The organism is Pseudomonas sp. DWRC2-2 (assembly GCF_049897885.1).
In the GTDB taxonomy this organism is placed as follows: domain Bacteria; phylum Pseudomonadota; class Gammaproteobacteria; order Pseudomonadales; family Pseudomonadaceae; genus Aquipseudomonas; species Aquipseudomonas azotoformans_A.
The window spans coordinates 340,573-360,330 of sequence record NZ_JAFCXD010000004.1 but is presented as its reverse complement, the minus strand read 5'-3'; the positions used below and the strand labels follow the sequence as shown (position 1 = coordinate 360,330).

22 protein-coding genes are annotated in these 19,758 nt (G+C 63.3%); 20 read left to right on the top strand and 2 right to left on the bottom strand.

Going from position 1 to position 19,758, the window contains the following annotated elements; translation table 11 throughout:
* Window positions 1-215 precede the first annotated feature (215 nt).
* A complete protein-coding gene (locus tag ACP7EW_RS20515) occupies window positions 216-986 on the bottom strand; it encodes a ParA family protein (protein ID WP_016972685.1) in 771 nt (256 codons plus the stop codon).
* Between the two features lie 348 nt (window positions 987-1,334).
* On the opposite strand from ACP7EW_RS20515, the gene ACP7EW_RS20510 reads away from it, so the two are divergent.
* The 20 genes from ACP7EW_RS20510 to ACP7EW_RS20415 are packed head-to-tail and all read left to right on the top strand — an operon-like array spanning window position 1,335 to window position 18,586.
* Window positions 1,335-2,054, top strand: coding sequence for a beta-ketoacyl synthase chain length factor (locus ACP7EW_RS20510; protein WP_426219292.1), 720 nt, complete (start codon window positions 1,335-1,337; stop codon window positions 2,052-2,054).
* Entirely contained in the window at window positions 2,030-2,842 is an 813-nt protein-coding gene (locus ACP7EW_RS20505) for a lysophospholipid acyltransferase family protein (protein ID WP_426219290.1), read from the top strand. The genes ACP7EW_RS20510 and ACP7EW_RS20505 overlap by 25 nt, the downstream gene beginning before the upstream one ends.
* Window positions 2,820-3,089: a phosphopantetheine-binding protein gene (locus ACP7EW_RS20500; RefSeq protein WP_426219288.1), complete on the top strand. Its 270-nt coding sequence runs from the start codon at window positions 2,820-2,822 to the stop codon at window positions 3,087-3,089. The genes ACP7EW_RS20505 and ACP7EW_RS20500 overlap by 23 nt, the downstream gene beginning before the upstream one ends.
* 9 nt (window positions 3,090-3,098) lie before the next feature.
* Entirely contained in the window at window positions 3,099-3,353 is a 255-nt protein-coding gene (locus tag ACP7EW_RS20495) for an acyl carrier protein (RefSeq protein ID WP_003187949.1), read from the top strand.
* Window positions 3,350-3,895 (top strand): hypothetical protein, encoded by a 546-nt coding sequence (locus ACP7EW_RS20490; protein WP_426219286.1) that lies wholly within the window; start codon window positions 3,350-3,352, stop codon window positions 3,893-3,895. Before ACP7EW_RS20495 ends, ACP7EW_RS20490 begins: the two co-directional genes overlap by 4 nt.
* A complete protein-coding gene (locus tag ACP7EW_RS20485) occupies window positions 3,892-5,562 on the top strand; it encodes an AMP-binding protein (protein ID WP_426219284.1) in 1,671 nt (556 codons plus the stop codon). The genes ACP7EW_RS20490 and ACP7EW_RS20485 overlap by 4 nt, the downstream gene beginning before the upstream one ends.
* Complete coding sequence (locus tag ACP7EW_RS20480; protein ID WP_033897782.1) at window positions 5,555-6,289, top strand: glycosyltransferase family 2 protein; 735 nt, start codon at window positions 5,555-5,557, stop codon at window positions 6,287-6,289. Before ACP7EW_RS20485 ends, ACP7EW_RS20480 begins: the two co-directional genes overlap by 8 nt.
* Window positions 6,286-7,221, top strand: coding sequence for a glycosyl transferase (locus tag ACP7EW_RS20475; protein WP_016979211.1), 936 nt, complete (start codon window positions 6,286-6,288; stop codon window positions 7,219-7,221). Before ACP7EW_RS20480 ends, ACP7EW_RS20475 begins: the two co-directional genes overlap by 4 nt.
* The gene (locus ACP7EW_RS20470; RefSeq protein ID WP_426219282.1) at window positions 7,205-8,746 is read left to right on the top strand and encodes an HAL/PAL/TAL family ammonia-lyase; all 1,542 of its coding nucleotides are present in this window, start codon (window positions 7,205-7,207) and stop codon (window positions 8,744-8,746) included. The genes ACP7EW_RS20475 and ACP7EW_RS20470 overlap by 17 nt, the downstream gene beginning before the upstream one ends.
* Complete coding sequence (locus ACP7EW_RS20465) at window positions 8,739-9,164, top strand: acyl-CoA thioesterase (protein WP_426219280.1); 426 nt, start codon at window positions 8,739-8,741, stop codon at window positions 9,162-9,164. Before ACP7EW_RS20470 ends, ACP7EW_RS20465 begins: the two co-directional genes overlap by 8 nt.
* Window positions 9,161-9,751 (top strand): outer membrane lipoprotein carrier protein LolA, encoded by a 591-nt coding sequence (locus ACP7EW_RS20460; protein ID WP_426219278.1) that lies wholly within the window; start codon window positions 9,161-9,163, stop codon window positions 9,749-9,751. Before ACP7EW_RS20465 ends, ACP7EW_RS20460 begins: the two co-directional genes overlap by 4 nt.
* Complete coding sequence (locus tag ACP7EW_RS20455; protein ID WP_426219276.1) at window positions 9,741-12,053, top strand: MMPL family transporter; 2,313 nt, start codon at window positions 9,741-9,743, stop codon at window positions 12,051-12,053. The genes ACP7EW_RS20460 and ACP7EW_RS20455 overlap by 11 nt, the downstream gene beginning before the upstream one ends.
* Before the next feature lie 33 nt (window positions 12,054-12,086).
* On the top strand, window positions 12,087-13,334 hold the full coding sequence (locus tag ACP7EW_RS20450; RefSeq protein WP_426219273.1) for an NAD(P)/FAD-dependent oxidoreductase: 1,248 nt from the start codon (window positions 12,087-12,089) through the stop codon (window positions 13,332-13,334).
* Window positions 13,331-14,065, top strand: a complete 735-nt coding sequence (locus ACP7EW_RS20445) for a class I SAM-dependent methyltransferase (RefSeq protein WP_061435006.1) — start codon at window positions 13,331-13,333, stop codon at window positions 14,063-14,065. The genes ACP7EW_RS20450 and ACP7EW_RS20445 overlap by 4 nt, the downstream gene beginning before the upstream one ends.
* On the top strand, window positions 14,062-14,544 hold the full coding sequence (locus ACP7EW_RS20440) for a hypothetical protein (RefSeq protein ID WP_426219271.1): 483 nt from the start codon (window positions 14,062-14,064) through the stop codon (window positions 14,542-14,544). Before ACP7EW_RS20445 ends, ACP7EW_RS20440 begins: the two co-directional genes overlap by 4 nt.
* Entirely contained in the window at window positions 14,541-15,707 is a 1,167-nt protein-coding gene (locus ACP7EW_RS20435; RefSeq protein WP_426219269.1) for a beta-ketoacyl-[acyl-carrier-protein] synthase family protein, read from the top strand. Before ACP7EW_RS20440 ends, ACP7EW_RS20435 begins: the two co-directional genes overlap by 4 nt.
* A complete protein-coding gene (locus ACP7EW_RS20430) occupies window positions 15,704-16,165 on the top strand; it encodes a 3-hydroxylacyl-ACP dehydratase (protein WP_426219267.1) in 462 nt (153 codons plus the stop codon). The genes ACP7EW_RS20435 and ACP7EW_RS20430 overlap by 4 nt, the downstream gene beginning before the upstream one ends.
* Window positions 16,162-16,890 (top strand): 3-oxoacyl-ACP reductase FabG, encoded by a 729-nt coding sequence (gene fabG / locus ACP7EW_RS20425; protein ID WP_426219265.1) that lies wholly within the window; start codon window positions 16,162-16,164, stop codon window positions 16,888-16,890. The genes ACP7EW_RS20430 and fabG overlap by 4 nt, the downstream gene beginning before the upstream one ends.
* Entirely contained in the window at window positions 16,890-18,116 is a 1,227-nt protein-coding gene (locus ACP7EW_RS20420; protein ID WP_016979200.1) for a beta-ketoacyl-ACP synthase, read from the top strand. The genes fabG and ACP7EW_RS20420 overlap by 1 nt, the downstream gene beginning before the upstream one ends.
* A gap of 26 nt (window positions 18,117-18,142) precedes the next feature.
* On the top strand, window positions 18,143-18,586 hold the full coding sequence (locus tag ACP7EW_RS20415; protein WP_426219263.1) for a hypothetical protein: 444 nt from the start codon (window positions 18,143-18,145) through the stop codon (window positions 18,584-18,586).
* 95 nt (window positions 18,587-18,681) lie between these two features.
* Here ACP7EW_RS20415 and ACP7EW_RS20410 read toward each other — a convergent pair whose 3' ends face one another.
* Window positions 18,682-19,605, bottom strand: a complete 924-nt coding sequence (locus ACP7EW_RS20410) for a LysR substrate-binding domain-containing protein (RefSeq protein ID WP_426219261.1) — start codon at window positions 19,603-19,605, stop codon at window positions 18,682-18,684.
* Window positions 19,606-19,758 lie beyond the last annotated feature (153 nt).

The following is a 19,758-nucleotide window of genomic DNA, read 5'->3' as shown; positions in this document are numbered from 1 at the left end:
CAAATTCAGGAAGGTCCTGATCGACGATTTTGCTGTACGTCTCAACACGGGCTACTAAACCCGACCACTGAGAATTCAGCGGCCCGAGAACCTTAAGAGAAGCCCATCCAGACGCACAAGCCAGCGGATTCTGGAGTACCTGTAGGCAACGTTACAAGGCTTAACCCCTATAGCCAGACCCTTCCTACACCCCCTGTAAGAAGGATCGACATCAATCACGCGTTTTCCAGCAGGTTATGCAACTCCACAAACTGCTGCGTCAGCTTATGCCGTGGGTCCAGGTGGATCAGCGGCTTGCTCTCCTGGTGCGACTCACGCATGCGCACGGAGCTGGCCAGGTACACCGGCAATACCGGCAACCCTTCGGCAATCAATTCGTCCAGCATCTGCTGCGGCAAACTCGCGCGGGCCTGGAACTGGTTGACCACGATGCCTTCCACTTCGAGGCCTTCGTTGTGGTCTTCCTTCAATTCTTCGATTTCCGCCAGCAGGCCATACAGGGCCTGGCGCGAGAAACTGTCGCAATCGAAGGGGATCAGCACGCGATCAGCAGCAATCAGCGCCGAAACCGCATAAAAATTCAGGGCTGGCGGTGTATCCAGGTAGATCCGGTCGTAATCCTCGCTCAATTCATCCAGCAGCTTTCGCAGCTTGTTGATCTTGTGCTTGGCCTCAAGCTTGGGCTGCAGGTCGGCCAACTCCGGGGTCGCGGTGATGACGTGCAGGTTGTCGAACGGGGTTTCGTAGATATCCACCTTGTTCTTCTTGGAAAACGGCCCGGAAGACAGGGTTTGCTTGAAAAAATCCGCGATACCCATGGGGATATCGTCGCCGGTCAGCCCGGTGAGGTACTGGGTTGAGTTGGCCTGCGCATCGAGGTCCACCAACAGGGTTCGATAGCCTTCACTGGCGCTGACTGCCGCCAGGTTGCAGGCAATGCTGGACTTGCCAACCCCGCCTTTTTGATTGAACACCACACGCCGCATGGAAAAACCTCCGTGTATCAATGAATGTCCGAGTGTAGAGGGCAAAAGCGCCTGTTAGCTACCTCGTTCATCCATGCACTGCTGCATCACGGGCGATGGGCGATCTGTCTGTCATACGCAGCCGACAGATTAAAAAGAACGGTCCGACAATCCAATCAGTCCCCTGGTAAAGGACAATCTGTAATTCCTTTCCACTATTTTGTAATCAACCGTGCACAAATCTTTACCAAAGTTTGCTAGAACCCCACGGCACCGGGATAATGCGCGCCATTCGGCTATTGCTCCCTGTCCCGGTATTCGGGGCCAAAAGTCGCACATGGAAGCCCGCAGGGGCGGGATAACTTCTCAGTGATCAACTTCAACATCGCCCAATGGCGCGCCTGGGCCCCAGGGCTCGATAGCGTGGACGACTGGCACGCCTGGTGCCAAGCCCCGGTGTTGCTGCCTGCCAGCGATGCCTGCCCTGATGTGTCGTTCCTGCCGGCCATGCAGCGCCGCCGCCTGAGCCGCCTGGCGCGCATGGCGTTCAGCGTGGGCTGGCCACTGGCCGAGGGTTTGCAGGACCTGCCGCTGGTGTTTGTCTCCCGGCATGGCGAGACCCCGCGCACCCTCGACATCCTCAGTGACCTGGCCAACGACCAGCCGCTGTCGCCGACCCAGTTCAGCCTGTCAGTGCACAACGCAGTGATTGGCCTATGGTCGATCCTGCGCAATGAAACCAGCGAAATGACCGCCCTCGCCGCCGCGGGTGATGGCCTGGAACACGGCATGCTCGAAGCCGCCGCCCTGCTCAACGAAGGTGCCCCAGCCGTATTGCTGGTGATCACCGAAGAACAGCCGCCCGAGGCCTACGCCAGCTGGATTGTCGACGTGCCGTTCCCCTACGCCCTTGGCCTGCTGCTGACGCCGGGCGACGAGTGGCAGTTGGAACTGAGCAGCGGCACTGTCCAACCCACTCAAACCCAGTGGCCCCACGCCCTGAACCTGCTGCGCACCCTGCTCACCGAACAGGTCGCCTGCCAACATGCCTGGAAGAACCGTGTATGGAATTGGCAACGCAAGCCCTGAACGAAAAACCACGGGACGCCTACTACTGGCGTCTGTTCGCCACCGCCGCCAGCTTCGCGCTGTTCGGCTTCGGCGGCCTGTGCCTGCGTTTGCTGGTATTCCCGTTGCTCAGTTGCCTGCCAGGGGACGCTGTAAAACACCGCAGCCGCGCCCGCCACACCATCAGTTGGCTGTTCTGGTTCTTTATTCGCCTGATGCAGCGCGCAGGCGTGCTCACCTACAGCGTCGAAGGCGCGGAAAACCTCGGCCGCCCAGGCCAGATGATCATCGCCAACCACCCATCGTTGATCGACGTGGTGTTCCTGATCGGCCTGGTGCGCCAGGCCAACTGCGTGGTCAAGCAGAGCCTGTGGCAGAACCCCTTCACCCGTGGGCCGGTGCGCGACGCGGGCTATATCAGCAATGACGGCAGTGCCGAGATGCTCGATGCGGCGGCAGATGCCCTGCGCAGCGGCCAGACCCTGATCATCTTTCCCGAAGGCACCCGCACCACACCCGGCGCGGCGCCTGCCTTTCATCGCGGCGGCGCCGCCATTGCGCTGCGCGGTGCGACAATCATCACCCCCGTGGTGATCAAGGTCAGCCCTACCACGCTGACCAAGGCCGAACCCTGGTATCGCATCCCAAAATGCCGCGTGCACTTCAGTTTGCGGGTGGGTGCCGATATAGAACCACAGGCGTTCGCATCAATGGGCCCCGCGCCCCAGGCCTCACGCAAGCTCAACGATTACCTGCACCACTATTTTATTAAGGAGCTCGCCGAAGATGAGCGACCAACACCGCCTTGAGCACGACATAAAGACGCTGATCATCGAGGCCCTGGGCCTGGAAGACATCAGCGTCGACGACATCGGCAGCGAGCAGACCCTGTTCGGCGAAGGCCTCGGCCTGGATTCGGTAGACGCCCTGGAATTGGGCCTGGCGATCCAGAAAAAGTACGGTATCAAGATCGATGCCGACGCCAAGGACACCCGCAATCACTTCAACAACGTGGCCAGCCTTGCGGCGTTCGTCACGGCCAGACAGGCAGCTTGAGACCGGACCATGCAAACTCGTGACGATATTTTCAACACCTTGCGCGACGCCTTGGTGGAACTGTTTGAACTGCCGCCGGAACGCGTCACCCTTGACGCCAACCTGTACCAGGACCTGGAAATCGACAGCATCGACGCCGTCGACTTGATCGACCACATCAAGCGCCAGACTGGCAAGAAGATCGCCGCCGAAGAATTCAAGGCCGTGCGCACCGTCAACGACGTGGTTGAGGCGGTGTACCGTCTGGTCCAGCCTGCCGCATGAGTCGGCTGATCGGCCTTGGCCTGTTGTTGGCGGGGCTGCTGTACCCCTTTGCGGTGTATTACGGCACCGAACACTTCGCCCCGTGGCAATTCGGCCTGCTGCTCGGCAGTTTGTGGCTGCTGCGCGCTCTGACCGGTGCGCGACGCCCCGGCAGCCGCTGGATGGCAGTGGCGGTAATCGTTTTCTGCCTGCTACTGGCCTGGTTCGACAACCCGCACTTGCTGCGCTGGTACCCGAGCCTGGTCAGCGGGTTCATGCTGGCGTTGTTTGGCTTGAGCCTCAAATACGGCCCGCCGGTGGTCGAGCGCCTGGCGCGCATGACCGATCCGGTGCTGCCCCCGCATGCCATTGTGTATACCCGCCAGGTCACCGTGGTGTGGAGCGTGTTTTTTCTGTGTAATGGCCTGCTCGCCGCCGCCCTCACCCTGTGGGCGCCGCTGAGCTGGTGGACGTTGTACAACGGCTTGATCGCCTACGGGCTGATGGGGCTGTTGTTTGCCGTGGAATGGCTGGTACGACAAAGGGTTCGAGGCCGCGTATGAATGGGTTGAAACTTGAGCACTTGTTGCTTGAGCCGCTGGAACAGCGTCCGGTCACCACCGAACCTGCAATGAATCATGCCCAGTTGTGGGAACAGTCCCTGAGCCTGGCCGCAGGCCTGCAAGCGCGCGGCATCCAGCGCCTGGCCGTTTACTTGGAAGATGCCGGCCTGCTGGCGATTGCCCTGCTGGGCGCCTGGCGCGCCGGGGTCAGCGTATTGCTGCCCGCCGACTTGCAACCGCAGACCCGCCAACGCTGGGATGAAGCCGTCGATGCCTGGCTGACCGAGGCCACAGACCTGGACGCGCTGTACCAGGCGCCACTGAGCGCTGCGGCACTTGATCTCGACGCTTGCCAACTGAGCCTGTGCACGTCCGGTTCCAGCGGCGAACCCAAGCGCATCGACAAGACGCTGCGCCAACTGGCTAACGAAGTCGAGGCGCTGGAAACCCTGTGGGGCCCGGACCTTAAAGACGCCTGCATCATCGGCAGCGTGGCCACTCAGCACATCTACGGCTTGCTGTTCCGCGTGCTCTGGCCGCTGTGCGCCGGGCGCACCTTCGTACGCAAGCAACTGGCCTTCCCTGAGGACTTGCAGCGCGCCAGCCGCGAGCAGGCCCGGTTCGCCTGGGTCGCCAGCCCGGCGTTGCTCAAACGCATGGGCGACAACCTCGACTGGCCGGCACTGAGCCAGGTGTCACGGGTGTTTTCCTCCGGCGGCGCGTTGCCGGTGGAAGCCGCCGGCAGCCTTTATGACCGCTTGCAGCAGTGGCCCACGGAAATCCTCGGCAGCTCGGAAACCGGCGGCATTGCGTGGCGCCAGGGTGCACAGCCTTGGCAACCGTTTGCCGACGTGCTCCTGAGCCAGGACGCCGACGGCGCCCTGCGCATCGCTTCACCCTATCTGCCTGAAGGGCACGTCGAACAAACCGCCGACGCTGCGCGTATCCATGCCGATGGCCGTTTCGAGTTGCTCGGGCGCCTGGATCGCATCGTCAAGCTGGAAGAAAAACGCATCTCCCTGCCCATGCTCGAACACGCACTGATGACCCACCCGTGGGTCGCGGAAACGCGTCTGGGTGTGGTGCAGGAAAACCGCGCGTCCCTTGGCGCGCTGGTAGTTTTGAGTGCCGAAGGCCTGCATGCCTTGCGCAATCAGGGCCGACGCACGCTCACCCAAACCCTGCGCCAACACTTGAGCCAACATTGCGAAGCCCTGGCGCTGCCGCGTCGCTGGCGTTTGCTGAGACAGTTGCCGCTGAACAGCCAAGGCAAACTGCCCCAGGCGCAGGTCGAAGCGCTCTTGTTGGCATCACGACCGAAAGCCCCGGAAGTACTGGAGCAGGTCGAAGCCGATGGCGAATGGACCTTGCAACTGAGCGTCCCGCCAGACCTGGCCTACTTCAGCGGGCACTTCCCGGCCACCCCAGTATTGCCGGGCGTGGTGCAGGTGGAATGGGCGTTCAACCTGGGCCAGCAACTGCTCGATTTACCGGCAACGTTTGCCGGGATGGAAGTGCTCAAGTTCCAGCAACTGGTGCGGCCAGGCGATGCGATCGAACTGCACCTGCGGTTTGATGCGGAACGCGGCAAGCTGTACTTCGCCTATCGCAACGGTGTGGCGGCCTGCTCCAGCGGCCGGATTTTGCTGGAGGCCGCGCATGCATAACCCCTGCGCCCTGATCCCGGTCTACAACCACGAAGCCGCCGTGCCCGCCGTGGTCCGCAGCCTGTTGAACAGTGGCCTGCCCTGCCTGCTGGTGGACGATGGCAGCAGCCCGGCCTGCGCCGCCGTGCTGGCGCAACTGGCCACCTTGGAAAACGTCACCCTGCTGACCCTGCCCACTAACCAGGGCAAAGGCGGTGCCGTGATGGCCGGTTTCCGCGAGGCCGCACGCCTGGGCTTCAGCCACGCCCTGCAAGTCGACGCCGACGGCCAGCACGACCTGCGCGAGGTCGAGACCTTCCTCGACACCTCACGCCGGCACCCCGATGCGATTATCTGCGGCTACCCCGAGTACGACGACAGCGTGCCCAAAGGCCGCCTGTACGCGCGCTACCTGACCCACGTGTGGGTGTGGATCAACACGCTGTCGCTGCAGATCCGCGACTCGATGTGCGGCTTTCGCGTGTACCCGCTGGCGCCGGTGCTGGCGCTGATGGACTCGGCCTACATCGGAACACGCATGGATTTCGACTCCGACATCCTGGTGCGCCTGGCCTGGCGCAACCAGCCGATGCGCTGGTTGCCGACCCAGGTGCATTACCCCGCTGACGGCCTGTCGCACTTCCGTCTGTTCCGCGACAACGTACGCATCTCGGCCATGCACACTCGGTTGTTCTTCGGCATGTTGGTGCGCGCGCCGATGATCCTGTGGCGACGGTGGCAGGCATGAGCGACAGCGGCAAACACTGGGCCGACCGCGAGGAACGCGGCAGCTATTGGCTGATGAAACTCACCGCCTTCGCCGCCAAGGTCCTTGGCCGCCGCCTGTTGAGCCCGGTGCTGTACGGCATCGTGTTGTACTTCTTCCTGTTCGGTCGCACCGCGCGCCGCAGCGCCTGGCAGTACCAGCAGCGCCTGGCCGACTGGAGCGGGCGCGATGAGCTGCGCCCCAGCCACTGGAAAGTCTTCGGCCAGTTCATGGCGTTTGCCGACTCGCTGCTCGACAAACTCGACGTGTGGAACGGCAAGCTGCGCCTGGAGCAGATCGAGATCAACGACCCGGCGCAATTGCGCGGGCAACTGCGCGGCGAGCGCGGGCAGATGCTGGTGGGCGCGCACCTGGGCAACCTCGAAGTGTGTCGCGCCCTTGCCGAAATAGGCGAGCAGGTCACGATGAATGTGCTGGTGCACACCAAGCACGCCGAGCAATTCAACCGCCTGCTGGGCGAAGCCGGGGCCACCCATTTGCGCCTGATCCAGGTCAGCGAGTTGGACCCGGCCACCATGCTGCTGCTCAGCCAGCGCCTGGACGACGGTGAATGGCTGGCCATCGCCGGCGACCGCGTGCCACTGCACGGCGGGCGTACGGTGCGCGTGGATTTCCTCGGCCATGACGCCGCCTTCCCCCAAGGCCCGTGGCTGCTGGCCGGCCTGCTCAAATGCCCGGTAAACCTGCTGATGTGCCTCAAGCACAACGGCCGCTATCGCCTGAGCATTGAGCCTTTCGCTGAATTGATCGAATGGAAACGCAACACCCGCGAGCAGGTCATAGCCCTGTGGACCGCGCGCTACGCGGCACGCCTGGGCCAGTTCTGCCTGGAAGCGCCCCAACAATGGTTCAACTTTTACCCTTTCTGGAAGACCGATGACGACGCATCTTGAGCCGGTAACCTTTGGCGAACGCGCTTTGCGCATCGAAGACGTACTGGCCCTGGCCAACCGTCAGGCGCCGACCCAATTGCAGGACGATGCCGCCTATCGCCAGCGCATCGCCAAGGGCGCGCAGTTCCTCGACTCGCTGCTGGACAAGGAAGGCGTGATCTACGGCGTGACCACCGGCTACGGCGACTCGTGCGTGGTGGCGGTGCCGTTGCAGCACGTCGAAGCGCTGCCGCGTCATCTGTACACCTTCCACGGTTGTGGCTTGGGCAAGTTGCTCGACGCCCAGGCCACCCGCGCCGTGCTGGCGGCGCGATTGCAGTCGCTCTGTCACGGCGTGTCCGGGGTGCGCGTGGAATTGCTGGAGCGTCTGCAGGCGTTCCTTGAACACGACGTGCTGCCGCTGATCCCGGAAGAAGGCTCGGTAGGCGCCAGCGGTGACCTGACGCCTCTGTCCTACGTAGCCGCGACCCTGTCCGGCGAACGCGAAGTGATGTTCCGTGGCGAACGCCGCCAAGCCGCCGACGTGCACCGCGAGCTGGGCTGGGAACCGCTGGTGCTGCGCCCCAAGGAAGCCCTGGCCTTGATGAACGGCACCGCCGTGATGACCGGCCTGGCCTGCCTGGCTTTCGCCCGCGCCGACTACCTGCTGCAACTGGCCACGCGCATCACCGCGCTGAACGTGGTGGCGCTGCAAGGCAACCCGGAACACTTCGACGAGCGACTGTTCGCCGCCAAGCCGCACCCTGGGCAGATGCAAGTCGCCGCCTGGCTGCGCAAGGACCTGGCCATCGACGCGCCGACCGCGCCGTTGCATCGCCTGCAGGACCGTTACTCGCTGCGCTGCGCGCCCCACGTACTCGGCGTGTTGGCCGACAGCCTGAACTGGCTGCGCTCGTTCATCGAGATCGAGCTGAACAGCGCCAACGACAACCCGATCATCGACGCAGAGGAAGAACGCGTGCTGCACGGTGGGCATTTCTACGGCGGGCACATCGCCTTCGCCATGGACAGCCTCAAGACCCTCGTGGCCAACGTCGCTGACCTGCTCGACCGCCAGCTCGCGTTGCTGGTGGATGTGCGCTACAACCACGGCCTGCCGAGCAACCTGTCCGGCGCGCCAGCCGACCGCGCCATGATCAACCACGGCTTCAAGGCCGTGCAGATCGGCACCAGCGCCTGGACCGCCGAAGCCTTGAAAAATACGATGCCGGCCAGCGTGTTCTCGCGCTCCACCGAGTGCCACAACCAGGACAAAGTGAGCATGGGCACCATCGCCGCCCGCGATGCGATCCGTGTACTGGAGCTGACCGAGCAGATCGCCGCTGCCACGCTGCTCGCCGCCAACCAAGGCGTGTGGCTGCGCGCCCAGGCCGAAGATGCACGCCCATTGCCGCCCGCGCTGGCCACGATGCACGAAGAGCTGGCCAAGGACTTCCCACCTGTCATCGAAGACCGCGCCCTCGAAGGCGAACTGCGCCTGTGCCTGCAACGCATTGCCGAGCAACACTGGAGGCTGCATGCGTAGCCAGGGCGTGCTGCATTGCGACACTGAAATCCTCGTGCCGTTTTTTGACGTCGACACCATGAACGTGGTGTGGCACGGGCATTACGTGAAGTACCTGGAGGTCGCGCGCTGCGCGTTGCTGGACAAGATCGGTCACAACTACACCGCGATGCTCGAATCCGGCTACGCCTGGCCGGTGATCGACATGCAGCTGCGCTACGTGCGCGGCGCGGTGTTCGGCCAGACCCTCAACGTGCGCGCCAGCCTGGTGGAGTGGGAGAACCGTTTGAAGGTCAATTACCTGATCACCGACCGAGACAGTGGCGAACGGCTGACCCGCGCCAGCACCGTGCAAGTGGCGGTGGAAATCGCCAGTCGCGAGATGCAGTTGGCCTCGCCCAAAGTATTCACTGACGACGTCGAAAAGGCCCTGTCATGAAATGGATCACCTTTCTGGGTGCGCTGCTGCTGTCGCTGCATGCCTACGCCTTCGATCTGCAACAGCTCAGCGAGCAGTTGGCCAAACCCTCGGTGATCCACGGCAGCTTCACCCAGGAAAAACACCTGCGCGCGCTGCCCCAGCCCTTGGTCAGCAAAGGCACCTTTGTGCTGGCGAAAGACCACGGCCTGCTGTGGCTGCTGAAAACCCCATTGCAACAGGACTACCGCATCAGCGCCCAGGGCATCGCCCGCCGTGACGCCAATGGCTGGCAACTGCTGCCGAACAAGAGTGCCGGCGCCGAGCAGAATCGCCTGTTCCTCGCCGTACTCCAGGGCGACAGCAGCGGCTTGCAGCGTGACTTCGAATTGCAGCTGCAAGGCGAGGCGAAGCAATGGAAGCTCACGCTGATCCCGCGCTCACTGTTGCTCAAGCAGGTGTTCACCCAGATCAACATCGACGGCGGCGACTTGGTGCAGACCATCGAACTGCTGGAAACCCAAGGCGACAGTACCGTTTTGCGCATGCAGGACAGCACGGCCAGCCAACCCCCGAGCGAAGTGGAGCAACACGACTTTGCCCAGTGAGCGCTTATTGCCACGCCTGTTCCTGATCCTGCTGGTGGCCGTGCTGGCCCTGGCTGGCTGGCAGTGGCGTCATGGCGCGCCGTTGTCGGCCAACCTGATGGAACTGGTGCCGGGCAACACGCCGGACGCCTTGGAACAGCAAGCCGAACAGCGCATGCAGGAACCGCTGAACCGCGAGATGCTGGTACTGGTCGGCCATGCCGATCGTCAGCAAGCCGTGGCTGTGGCGCAACAGTTAGGCGAGCGCTGGCAGGCCAGCGGGCTGTTTGAAAAAGTGCAGTGGAACCTGCAAGCCGACCTGCCGGCGCTGCGTGAGCAATTGCTGCGTGGGCGCCTGGCGATGCTCTCGGCCAAGGACCGCGAGCAACTGATCGAACAGCCCGACGCGTTTATCCAACAGCGCGTGCAAGCGCTGTTCGATCCCTTCACCGGGTTCAGCCTGGTGCCGAGCCAGGACGACTGGCTGGGCCTCACCGGGCGCATCCAGAACAGCCAGCCGCAGCACGGCTCGGTGCAGCTGGATATCGGCAGCGGCGCGTTGATCGCCGACGCCGACGGCAAGAGCTGGGTGCTGCTGCGTGCGCGCACCAACGGCAATGCCTTCGACATGAAACTGCCGCTGCAAGTGGCGGATTTGCTCCAGGCCAGTCGCGAGCAAGCCAGCGAACACGGCGCACAATTACTCGCCGCCAGCGGCTTGCTCTACGCCGCCAATGGTCAGCAGCAAGCCACGCGGGAAATCACCTGGGTCGGCGGCGGCGCAACCGTCGGCATCCTGTTGTTGCTGTTGCTCGCCTTCCGACGCTGGCGGGTGTTGCTGGCCTTTGTGCCGGTGCTGGTGGGCATGCTGTTTGGCGCGGTGGCCTGTGTGGCGCTGTTCGGCCATATGCATGTAATGACGCTGGTGCTGGGTTCCAGCCTGATCGGCGTGGCGGTGGATTACCCGCTGCACTACCTGTCGAAAAGCTGGAGCATGAACCCGTGGCGCAGCTGGCCGGCGCTTCGCATCACCTTGCCGGGGTTGAGCCTGAGCCTGGCGACCAGTTGCATCGGCTACCTGGCGCTGGCCTGGACGCCGTTCCCGGCCTTGACGCAAATCGCCATCTTCTCCGCCGCCGGCCTGGTCGGTGCCTACCTGTCCGCCGTGTGCCTGTTGCCGGCGCTGCTCAAGGGCGTCGAGTTGCGCCCGGCACAATGGCCGCTGCGCATCGCGCAATGCCTGTGGTTGGTGCGCGAATCGCTGCTCAAGCGCGTGCCGAGCCCGGTACTGCTAGCACTGGTGTTGTTGTTTTGCGCCGGTGGCCTGTGGCACCTGAACAGCAAAAACGATATCCGCCAATGGATCGGCGCACCACCGCAGTTGCTGCAAGAGGCGCAGGCCGTGGCGCGGATTACCGGGTTCCAGCCCACCAGCCAGTTCTTCCTGGTGCGGGCGGACAACCAGCAGCAGCTGCTGGAGCGTCAGAGCGCGTTGGCGCAGCGCCTCGATCAGTTGGTGAACATGGACAAGCTCCAGGGCTACCTGGCGCTCAATCAACTGGTCAGCCAGCCTGCCGAACAGCAACAACTGCGTGATGCGCTGAACAACCTGGCGCAACACTGGCAGCCGCTGCTGGACCTCGGCGTGCCCGCCAGCGCCCTGCAAGCCGAAGTCGCGCACCTGCAAGCGCTGCCCACCCAAGACATCGATGCCGCGCTGGCCGGCCCCATGGCCGAGCCTTGGCGCACGCTGTGGCTCGGCAAGGTCGAGGGCGGCGTGGCGGCCATGGTCAGCCTGCAAGGCTTGAACAACCCCGCCTTGCTGCGTGTGCAGGCGCTGGATTTGCCGGGCGTGCAATTGGTCGACCGATTGGGCGACTTGAACCGGGTGTTCGCCGACACGCAGATCAGCGCCGCTGAATTGAAGTTGATGTCTTGCGTGCTGATCGTGTTGCTGCTGATCCTGCCGTTCGGTTTCGGCGGGGCCTTGCGCATCGTCGCCTTGCCACTGCTGGCAGCCCTGTGCAGCCTGGCCAGCCTCGGTTGGCTCGGCCAGCCGCTGACGCTATTCAGCCTGTTCGGCCTGCTGTTGGTCACGGCCATCAGCGTCGACTACGCGATCCTGATGCGCGAGCAAATCGGCGGTCCTGCGGTCAGTCTCTTGGGGACCTTGTTGGCAGCGCTGACGACCTGGTTGTCGTTTGGGCTGCTGGCGGTGTCCAGTACACCGGCGGTGAGCAATTTCGGCTTATCGGTCAGCCTGGGCCTGGCATTCAGCTTTATGCTGGCACCCTGGGCCGGGCAACAGAAACACGCCTTATGAATGTGATTATCGCCAATGTGGCAAGGAGCCCTCGTGCCCACAGTTGAAATGGAACGTCGCCAGGTGGTGGTGATCGGTGCCGGTCCGTCCGGGGCCATCGCCGCCGCGCTGTTAAAGCGCAAAGGGCATGATGTATTGATCATCGAGCGCCAGCATTTCCCGCGCTTCTCGATTGGCGAAAGCCTGCTGTCCCACTGCATCGACTTCATTGAAGAAGCCGGCATGCTCGACGCTGTGCAGGCCGCTGGGTTCCAGGTGAAAACGGGCGCCGCGTTCGCCTGGGGCGAGCGCTACAGCGCATTTGATTTCAGTGACACCTTCAGCAACGGCAAGCCGACCACCTTCCAGGTGCAGCGCGGCGAGTTCGACAAGTTGCTGGCCGATCAAGCCGCGCTGCAAGGCGTGGAGATCCGCTACGGCGAGACCATCGTCGGCGTGGACTTCCAGGGCGAATCCCGTTACCTGCACGTACGCCGTGAGAACGGCAGCGAGTACCACCTCAAGGCCAAATTCGTGCTGGATGCCAGCGGCTACGGCCGGGTGTTGCCGCGCCTGCTGGACCTGGATCTGCCGTCTGACTTTCCCGTGCGCCAGGCGGTGTTCACGCACGTCGAAGACCGCATCGAACATCAAGGCTTTGATCGCAGCAAGATTCTGGTGACCACCCATCCCACCCAGCGTGATATCTGGTTCTGGACCATTCCGTTCAGCAACGGGCGTTGCTCGGTGGGCGTGGTCGCGGCCAAAGAGCATTTCGACGGCCGCGATAGTGACCTCGACGCCTGCCTGCGCGGCTTTATCAATGAAACCCCAAGCCTTGCCGGCGTGCTGCAAAACGCCGTGTGGGATACCCCGGCGCGCACCCTCGGCGGCTACGCGGCCAACGTCAAAACCCTGCACGGGCCGGGCTTTGCCTTGCTGGGCAATGCGGCGGAATTCCTCGACCCGGTGTTTTCTTCCGGGGTGACCATCGCCATGCGTTCGGCGAGCATGGCAGCCGCTGTGTTGCACCGTCAGCTCAAGGGCGAAACCGTCGACTGGGAAAGCGAGTTCGCCGTGCCCTTGAAACGCGGCGTGGACACCTTCCGCTGTTACGTCGAGGGCTGGTATGCCGGGACGTTCCAGGATGTGATCTATCACCCGGACAGCTCGCCGGAGATTCGCCGGATGATCTGCTCGATCCTCGCCGGCTACGCGTGGGATGAGCGCAACCCGTTTGTCAGCGAGCCCAAGCGGCGGTTGCGGATGTTGTCGGAGATTTGTGCGAGTGAGCCGGTATGACTAGCCAGTACCTGAGTAAAAACTACGTCGAGGAAACCAAGTTCGGCTTCTGGTTCCTGCGCAGCCACACCTGGCAGCACCATGTGCTGCGCGTGGCGATCAACGACCTGCGCAGCCTGTTTACCGACCCCTTGCCAGAGGCGCCGGTATTGCTCGACGCCGGTTGTGGCCAGGGCAAGTCGTTCCAGTACTTGCAGCAGGTGTTCGCCCCCGAGCGCCTGATCGGCCTGGATGCCGACCCGCACAGCCTGGAGCTGAGCCGTGAAGAAGCCCAGCGCCAAGGCTTGGCCATCGAGCTGATCGGCAGCGACTGCGCCACCTTGCAAGTGCCGGACGCCAGCGTCGATATCCTGTTCTGCCACCAGACCTTCCACCATCTGGTCGAGCAGCACCGTGCGCTCAAAGAGTTCTACCGTGTGCTCAAGCCGGGCGGTTATCTGCTGTTTGCCGAATCCACCGAAGCCTATATCGACACCTGGGTGATCCGCTGGCTGTTCCGCCACCCGATGCATGTGCAGAAAAGCGCCGAAGAGTACCTGGAGATGCTCCGCGAGCAGGGCTTTGAATTTGGCCCGCAGAACGTCTCGTACCCGTACTTGTGGTGGAGCCGTTCCAGCGATTTCGGCCTGCTGGAACGTTGGGGCCTGCGCAAGGCGCCGCCGGTGGGCCAGCGCGAGGAAACATTGGTCAACTGCGTGGCACGCAAACCGCTGACGAGTGCCGCCCCATGATGCGCATGCTGTTGATCGGCTGCCTGTTGCTGCTGAGCGCCTGCGCCAGCCAACCGCCGCTGCCGGAGAAAACCCCGACCCTGGCCTTGCCGCTGCAATTGCATGTGCAGCGTCTGGCCGACGGGCAGAGCCAGGACTGGCTGCTGGTGATCCAGCGCGAAAGCGGCGGTATTCGCTGGTCGATGATGGACCCGCTGGGCATCCCACAGGCCCGACAAAAACTGATCGATGGCGAGTGGCAGGCCGACGGTTTGCTGCCGCCCAATCCCCAGGCGCGCGAGCTGTTTGCCGCGTTGCTGTTTGCACTGGCGTCGGCGGATGACCTGCGCGCGCTCTACCCGACCGCGCAAGCCATGGACCTGACGCGCACCCTGCCGGGGCATTGGCAGATCGTGTATCAATCGTCCGAGGTCTTCAGCGTGAACATGACCGGCCAGCCGTTGAGCTATCGCATCACGCCGCTCGGGGCCGCCCGATGAGCGCCTACCTCAACGCCCTTGGCGTGATCTGCGCCCTAGGCCGAGGCCAGGATGAAGTCAGCCGCAGCCTGTTTGCCGGCGACTGCTCCGGTATGCGCGCCGAAAGCGGCTGGGTGCCGGAACGCGTGTTGCCAGTGGCCGGTGTGCACGGCGAGTTGGCGACCATCCCCGCCGAACTGGGCCAGCAAAGCAGCCGCAATAACCAGTTGCTGCTGGAAGCGGCATTGCAGATTGAGGGCGATATCCGCCAGGCGATCCACACCTACGGCGCATCACGCGTCGGCGTTGTGCTCGGCACCAGCACCTCGGGCATCGACGAGGCCAGTCGGGGCATCGCGCACTTTCTGCGGGAACACCAGTTCCCCGGCGACTACGACTACCAGCAGCAGGAACTCAGCGCCCCGGCGAATTTCCTCGCCGACTGGCTGCAACTGAGCGGCCCGGCCTATGTGATCTCCACCGCCTGCACCTCCAGCGCCCGCGCCTTGATGAGTGCCCAGCGCCTGCTGGACCTGGGTGTGTGCGATGCGGTGATCTGCGGCGGCGTCGACAGCCTGTGCAAGCTGACCCTCAACGGTTTCAGCTCATTGGAAGCGGTGTCGAACGAGCGCTGCAATCCGTTCTCGGTAAACCGCAACGGCATCAACATCGGCGAAGCGGCCGTGCTGTTCCTGATGAGCAAGGAACCCGCGCCCATCGCCCTGTTGGGCAGCGGTGCCAGTTGCGACGCTCACCATATCTCCGCGCCCGAGCCCACCGGCAAAGGCGCGTTGCAGTCGATGCGCAAGGCCTTGGCCAGCGCCCGATTGCAGCCTGAGCAGATCGGCTACCTGAACCTGCACGGCACCGCCACCCAACATAACGACGCCATGGAAAGCCTGGCCGTCGCCAGCCTGTTCCCGCACGGCTTGGCCTGCTCATCGACCAAACCCATGAGCGGTCACACCCTGGGCGCAGCCGGGGCGCTGGAAGCGGCGTTCTGTTGGTTGAGCCTGGCTCACAACCGTGTCCCGCCCCACGTGTGGGACGGCCAGGCCGACCCGGCCCTGCCCGCCTTGCAGTGGGCGCAGGCCTCGGAAACCCTGGGAAAGCGCTGCCTGATGAGCAATTCATTTGCCTTCGGCGGCAATAACGTCAGCCTGATTATCGGAGAGGCCCCATGATTGCTTGGCCACTCGCTGAACTGCTGCCCCATGCGGGCGACATGATCCTGATCGACCAGGTGCTGTCGTTCGATGAAGAGCAGATCCACACCCGCGTCAGCGTCAAACCCGGCGGCCTGTTCAACCGCCCGGACGGCAGCCTGCCGGCCTGGGTCGGCATCGAGTTGATGGCGCAAAGCGTCGCCGCCTACGCCGGTTGCCGCGCGCGCCAGAAAGGCGAAGCGGTGGAACTGGGCTTCCTGCTCGGCACACGTAAGTTCGAGTGCAACGTGGAGTACTTCCCGGCGGGCGCCGAGCTGAAGATCCACGGCCTGCGTTCCCTGGAAGACGACAACGGCATGGGTGTGTTCGAATGCCACCTGACCGGCAACGGGATCCAGGCCAGCGCCCGCTTGAATGTATTTCGACCGCCCCAGGCGGCCAACTATTTAGATGAATCGAAGGACGTAACGCCATGACTGAATCCGTACTGGTCACCGGCTCCAGCCGTGGCATCGGCCGCGCCATCGCCCTGCGCCTGGCCCAGGCCGGGCATGACATCGTGCTGCATTGTCGCAGCGGTCGTAGCGACGCCGAGGCGGTACAGGCCGAGGTTGAAGCCCTGGGCCGCAAGGCGCGGGTGCTGCAATTCGATGTGGCGGATCGGGCTGCGTGCAAGGCAATCCTCGACGCTGACGTCGAGCAACACGGCGCTTATTACGGCGTGGTGCTCAATGCCGGCCTGACCCGTGACGGCGCCTTCCCGGCCTTGTCGGAAGACGATTGGGACGTGGTGATGCGCACCAACCTTGACGGTTTCTACAACGTGCTGCACCCGGTGATGATGCCGATGATTCGTCGTCGCGCGGCTGGGCGCATCGTGTGCATCACCTCGGTTTCCGGCCTGATCGGCAACCGTGGCCAGGTCAACTACAGCGCCTCCAAAGCCGGCTTGATCGGTGCGGCCAAGGCCCTGGCCATTGAGCTGGGCAAGCGCAAGATCACCGTCAACTGCGTCGCCCCCGGCTTGATCGACACCGCCATGCTGGATGAAAACGTGCCGGTGGAAGAACTGATGAAGATGATTCCCGCGCAGCGCATGGGCACGCCGGAAGAGGTGGCCGGTGCGGTGAACTTCCTGATGTCGGCCGAAGCCGGTTACATCACGCGCCAGGTCTTGGCCGTGAATGGAGGCCTGTGCTGATGAAACGCGTCGTAGTGACCGGCATGGCCGGCATGACTTCCCTGGGCGGCGATTGGGCGACCATTTCCGCCAACTTCCGCGCCAACCGCAGCGGCATCCGGCGCATGGATGAGTGGGACCGCTTTACCGAACTGAACACGCGCCTGGCCGGCCCGATCGACGATTTTGTCGTGCCCGCGCACTGGACGCGCAAGCAACTGCGCAGCATGGGCCGGGTGTCGCGCCTGGCAGTGTGGGCGGCCGAGCAGGCGTTGCAGGACGCGGGCTTGCTCGGCGATGAGTCGATCAAGGACGGGCGCATGGGCGTGGCTTGCGGCTCGTCTACCGGCAGCACTGACGAGATCAAGGCGTTCGGCAACATGCTGCTGAACTCGGTGGCCGAGGGGCTGAATGCCAACTCCTATGTGCGCATGATGCCGCACACTACGGCGGCGAATATCAGCATCTTCTTTGGCCTGACCGGGCGGCTGATCCCTACATCAAGCGCTTGCACCAGCGGCAGCCAGGGCATTGGTTATGCCTATGAGGCGATCAAGTTCGGCCGTCTGCCGCTGATGCTCGCCGGTGGCGCCGAAGAACTGTGCCCCACCGAAGCCATGGTGTTTGACGCGCTCTACGCCACCAGCCTGAAAAACGACGCGCCGCAGACCAGCCCACGCCCCTACGACAGCGGCCGCGACGGCCTGGTGATCGGCGAAGGCGGCGGCATGCTGGTGCTTGAAGAACTGGAACACGCGTTGGCCCGTGGTGCGCATATCCACGCCGAGCTGGTCGGTTTTGGCAGCAATGCCGACGGCCAGCACACCACCCGCCCGGAACAGAAAACCATGCGCCGCGCCATGGAACTGGCGCTGGAAGATGCCGGGCTGGAGCCCTCCGCAATCGGTTACGTGAACGGGCATGGCACCGCCACCGACCAAGGCGACATTGCTGAAACGCTGGCGACCAGCAGCCTGTTCGGCAGCCGCATGCCTATCAGCTCGCAGAAGAGTTTCCTCGGTCACACCTTGGGCGCGTGCGGCGCGCTGGAGTCGTGGTTCAGCATCGAGATGATGAACCGCGACCAATACGTGCACACCTTCAACCTGGATTCGGTCGACCCGCAGTGCGGCGAGCTGGATTACCTGCAAGGTGAGTTCCGCGAGATGCACCACGACTACGTGATGAACAACAACTTTGCCTTTGGCGGCGTCAACACCTCGCTGATCTTCCGCCGCTGGTCCTGACTTTTAAATCGATTGGAGAATACGGAATGTCTTCCTTGCTACGCGTCACCCTGATCACCTTGGCCCTGTTGGTCACCGCCGGTTGCACCAGCAAACCGATCCTCAACACCCAGCACAACCTGCCGGCCGACGCCCAGGTCAGCGAAGAAAAAATGAAAACGGTGATCGTCAACGCCCTGCAAAAGCGCGAGTGGACGGTACAACGCCTGAGCCCGCAACTGGTGCAAGCCGAAATCAACGTGCGTAACCAATACTACGCAGCCATCGACATCCGCTACACCCGCAACAGCTACGCCATCACCTACCGCGACAGCCGCGACCTGGGCTACAAGGACGGCAAGATCCATCGCAACTACAACCGCTGGGTGAACAACCTGGATAGCGACATCATGGCGGGGTTGCGCAGCAATGGCGTGAATGAGGCGGGGTCGGCGGCGCAGTTGTTTGAACAAACCGGCACCACCAAGTAAACCGGGACCGCCCCCTGTGGCGAGGGAGCTTGCTCCCGCTGGGCTGCGCAGCAGCCCCAGTAAGATCACCGCGACTGTTTCGGCAGATCGCGGTGTCAGGTTTTAGGGCTGCTACGCAGCCCAGCGGGAGCAAGCTCCCTCGCCACCAGCAACTCCACAAACGCCTCTGCCATCGGCGTCTGCGCGCCCTTGCGCTGCACCAGCCATACTGCCGTCACCGCGTCCTCATCCAGCAACGTGCGATAGACCACGCCATCAATGCGGATGCGCTGGTATGACGCCGGGAGCACCGACACGCCCAACCCCGCCGCCACCAGGCCGATGATGGTCATCGCCTCCCCGGCCTCCTGGGCAAAGTGCGGGCTGAAGCCGGCATCACGCGCCAGGCTGAGCAACTGGGCATAGAGGCCACTGCCGTAGGTGCGCGGGAAAAATACAAACGGTTCCTGCGCCAGTTGCGCCAGGTGCAAGCCCCGTTCACTGCCCTCCACCAACGGATGGCCGGCATTCAACACCGCGACCAAGGGTTCGCGCATCAACTCGACCACTCTCAGAGAGTCCGGCAATGGCAGCGGCCGCATCAGGCCCACTTGGATCGACTCATCCACCAGCGACTCGGCCACTTCAGTACTGCTCATCTCCTGCAGGTTCAGATGCACCGCCGGGAACGCCTGGCGAAACGCAAAGATCGCCTGGGGGATGCTGGAGTTGAACGGCGCCGACGAGGTGAAGCCAATCTTCAATTCGCCCAGTTCACCCAACTGCGCCCGGCGCGCTACGTCCGCCGCCTTGTCGACCTGTGCCAGCACCAACCGTGCCTCGTGCAGGAACAACCGTCCCGCCTCGCTCAGCTCGACCCGACGATTGGTACGCTCAAACAACCGCGCCCCCACCTCCTGTTCCAGCGCCTGGATCTGCTGGCTCAGCGGCGGTTGCGAGATGCCCAGCACCTGCGCGGCCCGGCCGAAATGCAGTTCTTCGGCGACGGCGATGAAGTACCGCAAGTGACGCAATTCCATGGGAGCCTCATTAGGTCGTCAAAGCTATCAAACAGGTCGAACAATATATTGGAAAGAATCATTAGGGAGCTATATTCTTTTTTGCATTGCCTGTCCTGGCACGCTCTTCCTCCCCGAGGTCCCCGTGAAAGCTGCTGTCGCTCCACTCGCTCA